This is a genomic window from Aliiglaciecola litoralis (assembly GCF_039523355.1).
Classification (GTDB): Bacteria; Pseudomonadota; Gammaproteobacteria; order Enterobacterales; family Alteromonadaceae; genus Aliiglaciecola; species Aliiglaciecola litoralis.
This window is the reverse complement of sequence record NZ_BAAAFD010000002.1, coordinates 419338-433871: the sequence shown is the minus strand read 5'-3', so window position 1 is coordinate 433871 and position 14534 is coordinate 419338. Positions and strand designations below refer to the sequence as shown.

Sequence of the window (14534 nt, the reverse complement as noted above, 5' to 3'; positions counted from 1 at the left end):
TTATTGTTCGGGAACTAGCGACGTTTGATTAAAACGACGGTTCGAAGTTTATTTTTGCCAAATGCAGACATCTTGGCAAAATCTTCAAGCGCCAAAGGAACATGTTGTGCATCAGAGCTATGCGTCTGGCTACTCTCAGTATTGGGTGTGTCTGGATCAGGATCGTGGAAATACAAGCAGTCTTGATCAATATGGGTAACGGCTACCCAGTGGGGCACTTTTTTACCATCCAAACGATAAGTACTGATAAGACATAGCAAGCTTGCGCCTTGTTCAATCTGCGCCCGCAGTTCATTCAGATCAGGATCTTTTATGTCGATCTCAATTCCCAAATTCTGAGCGGTATATTTGAAATGGCTGTCTACCGCTTTGATGATCGTTTTTTTGTGCTCGCTGCGAACGCCGTCTAAAAATAAGGTGTCGTTGGTGTTAATAACCACCTTAGCGTCAAAACCAAATTTGTTCGCGGCTATAGCCAGCCCAACGGGATGGCAACCACCGTGTCCTGATGTCATAAAAATCGTAGTCGCCTGACGCCATATATCCAATTCATTAGCTTGGTTCATACTAATCTCTGGATCGAGATTATTCATCGCCATCAGTAAAGACGATGGCCCGCAAGTAAACTCCGTCGTTTGGTGATACCAAGGATAAGCTTCAAAGGGACCATGATCTGTGGTTTGACGCAATGATTTTTGCATTCTCAGCGCATCTAAATCGTTGTCGTAATATTTTTCGTATATGCCAAACGAGCGATAACCCATACTATTGTAGAGTGCGATACCCACCTGGTTATTGCAGGCCACTTCCAGGCGCATAAACAGTTTGTCATGTTGCATGGCTTGTTGTTCTAACTCAATGAGTAGCAATTTTCCCACGCCCAAACCGCGGGCATGCGCAGCGACTGCAATAGAGTACAGGCGCGCAAGACGAGTCCCTTTGCGAATTAATATCAAGCCATAGCCCAATAGTTTACCGTCTTGAACAGCAACCAGCATGACGGATTTGGCCGACTTGAGGTAGTGTTTAAAGCTACGAGTGCTAAGACGATCGGTGCTAAAACACGCTTGCTCTAACTCCACCAAAGACGCCAAATCGTCGGCGTTAGCCAACCGAACGATTGGCTGCGCCTTATGTTTTAATTGAGCTTGGCTCATTGTCTGCCCCGATTTTCCAGGCGATTAGCAAATTCTTGCATTATGATCATGTACAACTCTTTGCCCAGATATAAATCTTCAACTTTGGATTCGATGCTGGGGTTGTCATTGACTTCAATCACATAGGCTTTGTTATTCACTTGTTTTACGTCCACGCCATAGAGGCTTTTGCCAATCACTAAACTGGCTTTCAACGCTGCATCTAGCACCGGCTTGGGCACTTCAAAGGTCGGAAGTGTTTCAAAGTCACCTGAGAAATGCTTTTTAGAGCTGTGGTTATAGATCTGCCAGTGATTGCGCGCCATAAAATAACGACAGGCATAAATCGCTTTACCGTTGAGCACGCCGATTCGCCAATCATATTCAGTAAAAATATATTCTTGTACTAACACCAGTGCAGAAACACTTAACATTTCCTGCAGCTTAAGCTTCAACTCAGCCAGAGACTCCACTTTGAAAACACCCATAGAAAACGCACTTTCAGGTAATTTCAGCACCATTGGAAAACCAAACAGGGCAACCAGTTTTTCACAAGTCAGGTCGCTTGCATCAGAAATAAACTGACTCTTGGGTGAGGGCACATGGTGATAGCTAAAAGCATCATGTAAATACACTTTATTACAGCATCGCAAGATGGATTGCGCATCATCAATCACCACTAAGCCTTCTCGCTCGGCTTGACGGGCAAGACGATAAGTGTGGTGGTTAATCGCCGTTGTTTCGCGAATGAAAAGCGCATCATAGTGGCCAATCGACTTGGCTTGTTTTGCACTGATCAACTCCGCTCTGATACCCACTTGCTCGGCGGCTTTGATAAACATTTTCAATGCTTTGGTATCACTAGGCGGTGTTTTTTCTTTTTCATCGACCAATATCGCCATGTCCCAACGATATGAGCGCTTGTTGTAATGATTGCGCCATTTTGTCTGCGTGTAATTTTCAATTCGCTGGGCAAATAGCGGCCATTCATTTTCAGGCAGTTCATGACAGCCTAACGACGTCACTTGAACGCTGATGGATTGCTCCGACGGTTCAATATGTAATCGTAAAATAGGTGAAGGAAAGCGCTCAAAAACTTGCTTTGCGACTTTTTTGAAATCAGGGTTTTCGGTCCAACCAAAGTACACATAGAGATCCTGCGTATCATTACTTTGCATCAGTGTCTTAGGCAAAATTACGCAGCGTTCGGCTGGCAATTCAGCGGTGTTCACGGCATTTAAATCATTGATACAGTTTACACTGGGTAGCACTTTATGTTGTCTAGCTTCAGCTAATAATGAACAGTAATAGCCCTCGCTCAAGTATGTAGAGGTGCTGCATAGATTTACTATACGCGTTTTGGGCTCGCCCGCTTTTGGGTAGTCCGATAGATACTGAGTGAAATCGATCACGATCGCATCCATTGGCGGCAAATTTTCTAATTTATCAACAACTACTATTGATTTGTACATGTGGTTCCATACCTAAAATAATGGCCGTCGAATCGACAATTCGATATCGCGGATACCTAAAAGAATTGCGCGCAATATAGGCTTAGTGTTGATTATAGCAACTCATTTCAATTAATTTGACGACGCAAAATTATTGTCGTCAGATGCAAATTATTTTGCTGGTTAAGCGGCGATTAGTTGCTCACAATTCCGCAACTTAGAAAACTTGGCTAGGAAGATAAGGTAAAATGAGAAAAGCGATTATCAGTTTGTTGGTGTTATTGTCTACCAGTGCATTCGCTCAGCAAGTTGCTGATGCTGATACTATCAGTGAGATGCTTGAGTATTGTAAAGACGTCGCCGCGGAAGATGGCACAGGCAACAAAAGCATGGATGAATTCTTATTAAACTGTGTCAATGAAGAATTGGCATCAGAAGATTTCAAAAAGATAAAAATGCTTCCTAAATTATAGGTTGCGGTTTGTAAAGAGACATACTCTGCAACGGAGTGTGTCTCTTTCTTAAATGAGCATAGCCCATTTAGTTAAGGGATAATCTGTTTAAAGTAATTGGTGATTTGCTCAATCTCAGACTGTGGAATTCCTTGCATCACACTCAAAAACACACTCAAACTGACATCAAAGGTCGACTCGATTTGCACCAGGTTACCTACCTTATGACTAAGAGTGCTATTGCCTGAAACAATATTCTTAGGCAGTATCGCACAGCTATTGGGGTGGCTCAGGAGTTGATCTAGTCCAATACTGGCAGAACTGGTCTTCAAGGTACTTTGTTTGAACTCTGGACAGCTCTTAAACACCGCATCGCTAATTTTCTGGTTCCACTCGATATGAATATATTGACGCTCTGCTTGCTCATGTTGATGGCCAAACAAAGCCAATGGCAATTCAAACAGCTTGATACTTTCGACATTATCTAATTTTAGCGGCTCGGTTGTGAAACCAATATCAATAGTATGATCATGTAACTGACGAGATATGAGTTCAATGTTGGCTAAGTCATTACGCACAGAAATATCGTGAATATGGTTACCCAAGTTTGCGATTGCTTGCCCCACGGGCGTAAAGTACGCATTAGGGGTACAAGCACAATGGATTGTGGTGATCGCGGTTTTTGCCAGTGCTTTTTTGGCTTCTTGCAAATTTTCCGATAATTGTTGAGCGAAGGGAATTAGTCGTTCACCGGCGACGGTTAGTTGAATACTATTGCGATGGCGAACAAATAGCTCTACATCGAAATATTCTTCTAACAGTTTGATTCTGGCACTGACCGCCGATTGGGTCAGGTATAAATTGTCCGCAGCCTTGCCGAAATGGCGTGTATTGGCGACTTCAAGAAAGGTTGATAAAAAACGAATATCCACAAGAACGCTTAATCACTGATTATGATTATTCGTTAATACGACAAAATGACAAATAAGGCAAGCGATTCGCCTGCCTTATCATCGTAGATTTCTAGTGGACTTCAGTCCCTCTAGCGCGTTCACGACTCATGTGTTTGCTAGCGCGCTTGCGCTTTTTCACATCATCGAAACGCTTTCCTTTATTCGACATTTCATTTCCAACAATCCAATCACTATTGTCGAAGTCTTCTTTCTCGCGTCTGTAATCTTTACTCATTAGTCTATCACCGGTTAAACCTACCCACATCATCGCCAAGTTCTTAGTGAGAGTGAAACAAAATATAATTGTCTTAAAGACAAATAATTTTTGAGGATAACCAGAACGCGTTGATGCTGATCTACCATGCCAACTAACTTAAAAATTACCGTGTTACTGCATGCGAAAGACACACTCAGGGCAACCTTAAAAGTGGATTGGTTGTGACTAACTGAATTTACTGAATAGTCCGTTGACACTGCGCACCATCCATCTTGGGTAATGCGTAGCCCATTGAACCAATAACTTATTAGCCAGTTTGTCTAGGAACACTACTTCACCTTTCATTAGTGCTTTGTAGGTATCATTCGCTAAAGTATCTGGGTGTGCTTTGAGAAATCCCGGAATGTATCTTTCTAACCCTTCTGCATGACTAAGCATTTTGGTTTCAGTCATACCTGGGCAGACACAGGTCACTGATACGCCTGTACCTTTTAGTTCTTCAGAAATCCCTTCTGAGAACGACAATACAAAGGCTTTGCTGGCGCCATAAGCACTAAAATTGGGAGTAGGCATAAAACTGGCGATCGAACCAACGTTGAGAATTCGTCCCTGACCTCTTGCTATCATAGGTACCACAAATTGCCGAGTCATATTGACTAGGCAATTGACGTTTAATTGCAGCAAACGGTTGAGTACGTCTTCATCGCTCTCATGCAGCTTTTCAACCTGCATCATGCCGGCATTGTTAACCAAAATATCAACATGAATGTTGTCTTTAGTTAGAGTGGAAAACAGCTCTTTGGCCGCATCCTGACCCGTTAAATCCATCGGGTACACTTTGCACTCAACGGCATATTTTGCGCTCAAGTACATCGACAACTCATTGAGTTTTTGTTGGTTGCGAGCCACCACCACAAGATCATGACCTTGCTTGGCAAAGACTTCAGCAAAACTGCGCCCAATACCCTCGGAAGCGCCTGTGATTAAAACCGTTTTTAACGTCATCAAATTTCCTAAGCAAATATAGTAAATAAATCTTAGCAGCTTCTCATAAAAACAAGATATATAGCGCGATTGAGTTTTGATTAAAGTGCAATAGTCGTACGCACGTAAAGGTTTATTGTTGCAGTCAATATAAGCAAGTAAATAATGTAAGTTAGGCTAAACTCAAATCTGCACTTCAAGGAGGGATAAATGAAAAGCTTTAATTATTTTGTGCTTGTGAGCAGCTTATTGGTGTTTAACCTAGCTGCGTTCGCCAATGAAAACGCCAGTGTTGATTATGATGGTTTTGGACAGAAAGTCGATGCACTGCGTAAATCCAAACACATTCCAGGCTTGTCTATTGCTGTGGTGGATGATGCCCAACTAATGTGGTCTGCGGGCTATGGTTTCGCAGACAATAATAACGAGATCCCCGTAACCGCTAACACACCCTTTTGGATCGCCTCAGTGACTAAAACGTTTGTCGGACTGGCTTATCTGCATTTGGCTAAAGACGGCATCGTTAACTTGGACGAGCTTGCGGCAAAAACCCCTGAATTTACTGGTTTGTGTGATTGGTTGGCAGGCACAACCATCCCTTTTTCCAAAGGTATGGATTGCAACGAGCCGATCACCATCCGCCATGTTTTGCATCATCAGATAAACAAACCTGTGGGGACCACTTTTATGTATAACCCCATTATGTATTCTCGGTTGTCTCGACACCTAGAGCATGGTGTGGGAGAGGGAGTGCGCCAAGTGGAAGGGCGACACAACTATTTGGCGCAAGCGATTGATAAATATATATTGCAGCCAGCGGATATGACTCGGAGTTTGGCAAGCATGTGGGATCGCAGTAAACCGCTAGTGTATTTCGATTTAGCTGATGGATTTAAAGTCGATGAACGTGGCAACAAGGATCGCAATCGCCGCCCCGAAAGGCATATTGCAGGTGGGGCAGGTGTGGTATCAACCGTACTAGATTTGGCCAAATACGATATCGCTATCAGCAATGGAAAAATTGCTTCAGGGGATATCGGCAAAGCGCTACTTCAGCCTGCAACCTTCAATGACGGGTCGCAAGCGCCGTACGGATTTGGCTGGTATTTCCAATGTTATAACGGTGAGAAACTCATGTGGCACTCCGGCTGGGATCCTGATAACGGTTATTCTGCGATCCACTTACGTCTGCCTGAGCGCAACATGGCCTTAATTATGTTAGCTAATGGCGAAGAGCTATGGTGGGATAATCCGTTAGATAAAGCGCAGATCGAATCCTCTGAGTTTGTTCAACTATTCTTTAATCATTTCAATTTGACTAAAGGTGATGCTTGCGGATCTGCACTCAACAACAAGGGCTAGACTGTGACTCAAACGATTAAAGCGAGTTGTTCAATTAATCTTGGCTATCCCTATCACGGCGCGGTGCCATTAAATGATCTGCTCATTCAAATGCACGATTATGTCAGTCAGCAATCTCATCAGCCTGAGGAGCTTGGCACCGAGCAAGGCGCAGCAGTGCTGGAGCAAAAAGTGGCTAAGTTGCTAGGCAAAAAGGCGGCATTATGGTTGCCAACGGGCACCTTAGCGCAAGGTATCGCGGCGCGCATTCATGGTCAACGAATTGAAAATGGGCAATTGTTGTTGCACCCTAGCTCACACCTATTGTTACATGAAGAAGAGGGCTACTATCACGCCCACGGCAGCTCAGCCAAAATCATCGGTCGATGGCGAGAGCCCTTGCAGCCTGAGGATTTTGATGACGCGGTTGGCTGTGCTTTTATCGAACTGCCCCAGCGCCACAGTGGCGGTAAGCTGCCCAGTTGGGACGCCCTAGTAGCAATAAAGTCTCGATGCAAATCACAAGGTATTCCGCTGCATATGGACGGCGCCAGATTGTGGTCATGTCGTCCCTTTTACAACAATAAAACCTACGCACAGATCGCATCAGGGTTTGATTCTGTTTACCTGTCTTTATACAAAGATATAGGTGCTATCGGCGGCGCTATTTTAGCTGGTGATAAGTCTTTTATTGATGAAGCGCGTATTTGGCGGACTCGCTTAGGCGGCTTCTCAGTGGGCTCATGGCCGCTAATTTACGATGCTCTGCGGTTGCTTGATACACGCATTGCGCAAATGCCAGAATTCGTAAGGAAAGCCGGTGAATTAGCCTCGTCTATTGGTCACATCGCTAGGTTACAGGCTGATCCCCAACTACCTCATACGAACTTATTCCACATTTTACTGCCGGTCAGTGCACAGCAGGCGCAAAAAGCACGAGATCAACTAGCGCAACAACACGGTATTTGGTTAGCGGATCGCTTTTGGGGGTATGAGTCTGATCAACAGTGTGCGATGGAAATAGTGGTAGGCGAAAAAGCCTTAGCCTTGGATAAACAGGTTTTTGCTGAGGCCATGGCTAAATTTGCCCATGCGATAGGTAAATAACGGACTAAATTTTTATTAAGTAACCTCAACTAGGGATAGGATGTGTTAAGCGTATTTAGATTTAGTTATGCGTTGTGCAGCACAGATGTCACATTAGAAAATCCCCAGCGATTGCCGGGGATTTGAATTCAACAACAACGTTGCTTATTTCAGACGTTCATCGTCACAACTTGACGGTGAGACTCCGTATTTTTGCGCAAAGTTCGCTTTTTGCGCTTCACATTGATTGTCCGCGTCTTGGACTTGAGATGGTTTGCCCGCTTCTCTAAGGGGCTTAGCGCTATTCCCTATGCCGGAGCTTAGGGCAAGTTTACTAGAGTCATATCCATCCAAACCACAAACCCGAGCGGCATTGCAACTGATAAACAGAATGTCATTAAAGCGCGATGTACCAGTGTCATCCACGCCTGCTTCTGAACTCCTAGAAACCGTTAACGGCGTTGTAGAAGAGAACTGATAGTTCCTTCTGTTTGCACCTTCAGTCTCATTCAAAATCACATCAATGGTGTAATTAGTGCTTGGACTGCCACTGTAGTAATGCACGTCAATATCGAACTGACCATTACTATACGCACTATTACCGTCGGCGCGATAGGAGACCACTTCAGGACCAAATCCGCTGATATCATCTCTATCTAAATTACCTAAAGTCACTGTTTTATCACGATACCAAAGGGTTTCACTTAAGGGATCTTTAGAGTAGATGTCGATGTCAGTGGACGTATCCCAGCGCAGCACAAATACCACGCGAGACGCTATCAATGCGTTCACACCTGTTGAGCTTGCAGCTATTCCGTTCAAGGTAATGATTTCTTCTCGTGTAGTGGGTGTGTTGCCGTTGAAGCCTTGCGCTTTAACGGTATTGGCACCAAGGGAAAGCACCACAGAACCCTCGAATCCACCATCGTTCCCCATAGGAACCACCGTTGTGATACCGTTGGCCGTAATATGCACATCGTTGGTGAAATCGCGCCCTTCAGCTGGGATTTCGCCTTCAATGCTGACCACGCGATCACTCAGGTTCTCACCCGTTTGATGACTGGTAATGATAGTATCAACACTCAATTCATCTCGGATCCTGAAGGTCACACTAACAGTGGCGTCTGTGTCTTCATCGGCGTTTACTACGGTTACAAAAAGGTTGGGTAGATTAGTTACGCCTTCACCGTATACAAAACTAGATTGAGATGAGGTGTTAAACCAAGTGTGGGCTATGCCATTGATGGTATTCGTTCCCACAAAACTTGTATCGTTGCTGGCGATAGAAACCATGACTTCCGAGGATGATTGAATCAACAACTCGGCCACTTTCCCCTCAGGCATTGTGCCCGACAAAGCCGGCACTTCAAATGAAACCGCACCGGCACTTTTTACTTGGGAGACGCTTCGTAAGTTATAGGCACTATCACCATGTTGAATTATTGCATCGTCAATTGAGCTGGCAATAGTTGGCGCGAATCGATAACCCGGCTTTGTAAAATTAAAGGTTACGTTAGTTTCATTACTATCTAAGGCCACCATACTATTACTAAATTGAGTCGCAACATTATAATAGGCTAACGCTGCTGCGAGGGTATCGGCCTTGTCAGCACCAAAATGATCACCAAAATCACACCCCATGGTTGCTAACAGACCACTGAGGTTTTGTAATGCCAGAGGATCAGTATCTTGAGCGTGATTGAACACCTGCTGCATGGTTTCGTTCATGGTCGGACATTTTTCGTCAAGCAATTTGAACACTGAAAAGCGCTGATAGGGGCGATTGATGCCGTCTCCACGACCTGTGGTTAAACCAGCTTCGAGTATGCGTTGACCACCATTTTCTTTGTTGATGTAGGTATTAACACTGTCGAAGATGACATCTTCCACCCAACGCGCAGTACCTTCGTATAGCCAGGCTTTGTTGGTACCACCGTTGATGGCTAAAGATAGGTTGCTCAGTTTTGAGTCAGGGTGACCTTGTGCATGGTGATAATACTCATGTACCGAGGTTCCTTGTATAGAAGATGCAGCAATGGTGTTAACTTCATTTATATGTAGTACTTTCCTACCTTCTTTAGAATCAACAAAGCCTAAATGGCGCGGATTACTCATCGCTTCTATGAGAACTTCGAACTCGTCATCATATGCTAAGTTTTGCAATGAAAATTCGGCACGCGCATCAATTAACCAAGATACCATCTGTTCCTTGGAAACACTTGTCCAACGCAGCGTATCGTCGCCCCAACCGGCAATCGTAATTTTTACATTTGCATCAAGTGTGCTGGTACATTCAAACTCATCTAATGAAACCGTTAGAAAGGTTTTTTGTGTACAAGTCACATCCTCGGGTCTAGCAGCCTCGACGGGAGTAAAGTTAGCCGTATTGCCACTGGATAGTGGCTTTTCTTGTGATACCGATTGGTACCCAAAGAATCCCAGCTCAGGTAATTGCGAGAACCTGAAAGAAACGACCACATCCTCTTCAGTGCCGGAGAATTGGCGATTATATCCGCCTACTGACCATATAGGCTCAGCCGATTCTGAGACCTCTCCGTACTTGTAGAAACGGACATCATCTATATTGACGCCATTGGGCAGGTCATTCAATGGGAAGCGAATATCAACATCAGCTGCAACAGTTGAATTAACTATCAAGCCGTCCGTCAATGGAACGACCCCAGTTGGCATGTTCGGGATACTTTCTTGAGCGACCTTGCTCAGCGTTAATGTAGCTAAGGCGTCGCCTGCTGCTACTTGACTCAATGCGACACCTAATAAGTTAGAGCCATTCTCAGTTACGCTTAAGGTTGACGTGGCGGCATCATATTCGGTTGTCAGCAAATTAGTCTCAGGCACAGTGATGCTAAGCTCGACAGTTGAAAAGCGACTGCCATCATTGACGGTGACATCGGCCGTGACCAAACCGCTAGGTTGATTACTCGGTGGTAACCAACTGACTAAACCATTGTTGAAATCAATGGTCATGTCATCGGGAGCGTTGCTCAACGAATAAGTTAGCGGATTGTTGCCTGTGTAGCTTAATTGAACTTGAAATGACATGGGCACATTAGGCAGTGCGACTAGGTCAATCTCAGGCTCTGATGCAACTAACTGGATACCTTTTAAGTCAACATCCTGTGGGTCAATACCATTGTAGAAAGCATCTCCTGATGTGGCTTCTGCCAAGATGATTTTGTAATCTTGTTGGCCATCGACAACGCTGGCATTTTGCCCGTACACACTAACTGATTGCGGCGTTTGCCAATTCTCAGTAGTAAAGGTCAACGTGCTTTGCTCTGGCAATCCTTCTTGCTCATCTGTAGAGGCAACGCCGATGGTTACGTTGGCCATTGGCTGACTAGCCAAGGATACTGAAAACTCGGCTAACGAGTTTACACTTGCCGTGTTACCAATGACGTTACTGACATTAATGGCCGGCAAGGGTCTGCCTAACACCGATACGGTGTCAGTGGCAGTTGCTCCGTCGTCATCGGTCACGGTCAATTCAAATTCAAAATCAATGTTTTCGGATAGCGCCGGTATAGTGATGCCTGGCTCGCTAGTTTGGGCATTTTCAATTGTTAAACTGGGAGCACCGTTGTTCACTTGAGTCCATTGATATGAGGCAATAGTCCCGTCTGTATCTTCACTGCCACTGCCGTCGAGCAATACTGTTTGGCCAATTTTAGCTTGGGTTGCTGCGCTGGCATTTGCGGTCGGCGGCGCATTAGTCACTTCAACATTTATTATACTGATGTCAACACTATCCGTTGCTGTCGCGTTACCGTCATCAGTTACTTGTAATTCAAAGGTCGCTATTGCGTCGGCATCTACAGCTGGAGCATCAAATGTCGGTGAAGCTACTGAATTGGATGATAGCGTGATACTAGGCCCTGAGGTCTGCGTCCACAGATATGCGCTGATGGTGCCATCTGAGTCGGTCCCCGAACCGGATAATGAGCCGCTAGTATTTTCATTTAGCTGAATATCCGCGCCAGCATTCGCCATCGGAGCTTGGTTTACCGGTGGTGGCGGAGGAGGGGGCGGTGGTGGAGGCGGTTCACTGTCGCCGCCGCCGCCACACGCAGATAAAATCGTTGCTAAGCAACTCGCAATCGCAATTTTTCGAAATGAGTGTAATTGATTGGCATTATTATTGTTGGTCATATAGATCCCTATTTTACTTCAGACCAAACAGTGTACTGGAAGGCAATACACCATTTATATCTTAATTATGAGCCTAATCTCGCGTTCAGGAGGTCAGGCTTTCCCTTTTACATTCAGAATGTTACTACAAAAAAACACAAAAATTCAAAGTAAAAAAATTAGCTGCAGGCAACCTTGAAGTATCGGTAGAATTATTGAACTATTTTGGAGTATCTTCTGGTCCAATCCAAAAGTGCGGGTTGTGAGCAACTTCCCATAGATGCCCATCAGGGTCTTTAAAATAACCGCTGTAACCTCCCCAATCAGTGGGGCGGGGTGTTTTGGTCACCGTTGCTCCGGCATTTATCGCCTGTTGGATTACCTGCTCAACTTCAGCTTCTGATCCCACGTTGTGGGCCAGCGAAAATGCATTGAATCCGCTGGCGTTGCTGTCCACCATTGCATCTTCAGCCAATGCGTCTTTTGGATATAGCCCCAACCAACTCCCGTTCAGGTTGAAAAATGCCACTTGTTCGCCTTCACCGTGTCGTGGAAATCCCAAGCCATTTTGGTAGAAGTCAATGGCCTTGGCCATGTTTGCCACACCTAAGGTGATCATGCTGATCCTCGGCTTCATAGTATTGTTCCTTCCAATTATCTAAAGTGATTAAATACGATTGCAAATACGTCAACAGCATAGTGCGAATACAAAACATCATCACAATTTAGTCGTGACTAGTTTGCCTGTTTAGCGGCACTATTAACGGGTAGAAAGTCACTTAAAAAGGCTTCGGTTTCCGTAAAAACGTCCTCAATATCTTGTTTGTAATACAGCGTGTTGTGACCGGTTTCTTTAAGGGTGATCATCCGCACCCACTTTTTTCTATCGTCGAGTGCATCAAACATCATTTCCGATTGTTCTAGTGGCACAATGTCATCGTCGTCACCGTGTATCAGCAGTACGGGAATATTGATTTTGTCAGCTTGCAATGCAGGTGACTTGGCAACTAACATCGGCATGTCTTTTTCTGGGTCGCCGATACTGTCTTTAATGTAGTTGTGAAACCTCTCTGAGTCGTATTTATCCAGATCGAATTCAACTTGCTCGGGTAGATGAGATACGCCACTGATACTAATGGCACATCTGAACATATCAGGGGTTTTTACGGCACCCATTAATGCGGCATAACCACCGTACGAGGCGCCAACAATACACACTCGTTTTTTATCCACTAAGCCTTCGCTGACCAAGAATGTCACCACATCTTCTAAGTCTTCTTGCATGATACCGCCCCATTGCTTGTAGCCAGCTTCTTCAAACTGTTTTCCATAACCTGTAGAGCCGCGGAAGTTGGGTTGCATGACGATATAACCGCGGGTAGCAATAAACTGTGCGTACTTGTCATACCCTAGATAATCACGGGCATGCGGGCCGCCATGGGGCATGACGACGAGCGGCATTGCCTGACTGCCATCAAATTCAGGCGGAAGTAGAATGTAGCCATTGAGTATTTGCTTATCACGAGTGGGGTATTGAATTTTGATCCCCGCAGCTAACTTGTCCATTGGCAAAGACGTATAGGGGTAGTTGAGAGTTTGCATTTTATCGTTGACCAAATCGTAGGTGTGGTAGGTAAACGGATTATTGCTTCCTGAAGAGATCACGACCGCCCGTTGTTCTTTTTCATCGATACTGCGGAAGGCGAAATTTTCACCTTCGAAATATTTCGCGGCGGCCGTGTATCGAGATTGCAATTTTTCATCAAAATAATAAGAGCGATACACATCACCAAGGGTTCGATACCCTATGACTTCTGAATTTATGCCATCGGTGATAACGCCTACTACATCCCTATTGGGGACGCTTACCAACACTTCCGTAGTCTCTCCGTCAAGGGTAATGAGTTCATGAAAGCCACTCTCCTCATTCATCTTGCGGTATACAAGTTTGCCATTATAGAGCCCAACTAGATCCTCTAACTTGATTTCATTCTTCTCTTGATCCTCTTCGTCAAAATAAAATTCCTCAACTAATTCCCATTCTTGTCCATCGCTCAACGCAAAAATTTCAAGCACCTTAGCAATACGTTTATAATCGTATCGATAAAGTACCTTGCCATTCTCATCAATCAGGTAATCAATCGTGTTCTTGCCACCGGTAATGACCAACTCAGATTCGCCGTCATTCACATTAACTTTGAAAAGTGCTAGGCGCTCTCTGCGCTTTGATGACATCAAAATATGATCTTTATCGTCGGGTAGGTAATGCGGTATGCGTGACAAATTGACATTGCGCTTAGCGGTGCGCTCGTCGTTCATTAACTCAACTAAGCCTTCGCCTGAAATATCGGTGGAAACGATGCGACCAAACATAAAGTAATCGTCAATATCAAAGTCGTCTTTACTACGCGCATCACGTCTAACTTGAGAGGTTTTGTAGGGAACTAACAATTTCACCAAAATGCGTTTGTCGTTTGCCCAAGTTACGCCAAATGGGCGAATAATGTTGTCGCCAAATTTGGTGATTATTTTGTTGGCATCGAGATCGTAAACCATCACCGTTCGGTTATCTTCGATGTTCCAAACGGTTGCTACATATTTACCATTAGGCGAAATAGAGGCAGAGATCATCCCGGGTTTGGCCAAAAAATCTTGAAGCGTTAGTTTGGAGGCGTGCAAGTTGGGCGAGAAAATGAAAATAAGTGCGAACAAAGTACCGGTAAATTTAAACATAAAGCATCCCTTCAAATACGACTAATCCAAAC

The 14534-nt window shown here is 44.6% G+C and carries 11 protein-coding genes; 3 read left to right on the top strand and 8 right to left on the bottom strand.

Translation table 11 applies throughout. The features are described from left to right. Positions 1–14: 14 nt before the first annotated feature. Entirely contained in the window at positions 15–1157 is a 1143-nt protein-coding gene (locus tag ABD036_RS05640) for a peptidase C39 family protein (RefSeq protein ID WP_343857381.1), read from the bottom strand. Next, a complete protein-coding gene (locus ABD036_RS05635; protein WP_343857379.1) occupies positions 1154–2608 on the bottom strand; it encodes a RimK family protein in 1455 nt (484 codons plus the stop codon). The genes ABD036_RS05640 and ABD036_RS05635 overlap by 4 nt, the downstream gene beginning before the upstream one ends. Positions 2609–2835: 227 nt before the next feature. On the opposite strand from ABD036_RS05635, the gene ABD036_RS05630 reads away from it, so the two are divergent. Further along, positions 2836–3060 carry a hypothetical protein gene (locus tag ABD036_RS05630; RefSeq protein ID WP_343857377.1) on the top strand — a complete coding sequence of 75 codons (225 nt, stop codon included), beginning with the start codon at positions 2836–2838 and terminating at the stop codon, positions 3058–3060. A 71-nt stretch (positions 3061–3131) separates the two neighbouring features. Here ABD036_RS05630 and ABD036_RS05625 read toward each other — a convergent pair whose 3' ends face one another. The 3 genes from ABD036_RS05625 to ABD036_RS05615 all read right to left on the bottom strand — a co-directional run bounded on the left by ABD036_RS05625 (position 3132) and on the right by ABD036_RS05615 (position 5214). Then, positions 3132–3971, bottom strand: coding sequence for a LysR family transcriptional regulator (locus ABD036_RS05625; RefSeq protein WP_343857375.1), 840 nt, complete (start codon positions 3969–3971; stop codon positions 3132–3134). Between the two features lie 91 nt (positions 3972–4062). After that, a complete protein-coding gene (locus ABD036_RS05620; protein WP_343857373.1) occupies positions 4063–4260 on the bottom strand; it encodes a hypothetical protein in 198 nt (65 codons plus the stop codon). Positions 4261–4434: 174 nt separating this feature from the next. Further along, positions 4435–5214, bottom strand: a complete 780-nt coding sequence (locus tag ABD036_RS05615; RefSeq protein ID WP_343857371.1) for an SDR family NAD(P)-dependent oxidoreductase — start codon at positions 5212–5214, stop codon at positions 4435–4437. A 189-nt stretch (positions 5215–5403) separates the two neighbouring features. On the opposite strand from ABD036_RS05615, the gene ABD036_RS05610 reads away from it, so the two are divergent. Next, complete coding sequence (locus ABD036_RS05610) at positions 5404–6555, top strand: serine hydrolase domain-containing protein (protein WP_343857370.1); 1152 nt, start codon at positions 5404–5406, stop codon at positions 6553–6555. Positions 6556–6558: 3 nt separating this feature from the next. Continuing rightward, positions 6559–7641 carry a threonine aldolase family protein gene (locus tag ABD036_RS05605; RefSeq protein ID WP_343857368.1) on the top strand — a complete coding sequence of 361 codons (1083 nt, stop codon included), beginning with the start codon at positions 6559–6561 and terminating at the stop codon, positions 7639–7641. Between the two features lie 144 nt (positions 7642–7785). On the opposite strand, the gene ABD036_RS05600 is transcribed toward ABD036_RS05605, so the two are convergent. From ABD036_RS05600 to ABD036_RS05590, 3 genes are all read right to left on the bottom strand, one after another. Then, positions 7786–11790 (bottom strand): PKD domain-containing protein, encoded by a 4005-nt coding sequence (locus ABD036_RS05600; protein ID WP_343857367.1) that lies wholly within the window; start codon positions 11788–11790, stop codon positions 7786–7788. Positions 11791–11989: 199 nt separating this feature from the next. After that, on the bottom strand, positions 11990–12406 hold the full coding sequence (locus tag ABD036_RS05595) for a VOC family protein (protein WP_343857366.1): 417 nt from the start codon (positions 12404–12406) through the stop codon (positions 11990–11992). Positions 12407–12504: 98 nt separating this feature from the next. After that, positions 12505–14502: an alpha/beta hydrolase family protein gene (locus ABD036_RS05590; RefSeq protein ID WP_343857364.1), complete on the bottom strand. Its 1998-nt coding sequence runs from the start codon at positions 14500–14502 to the stop codon at positions 12505–12507. Between the last annotated feature and the right edge of the window lie 32 nt (positions 14503–14534).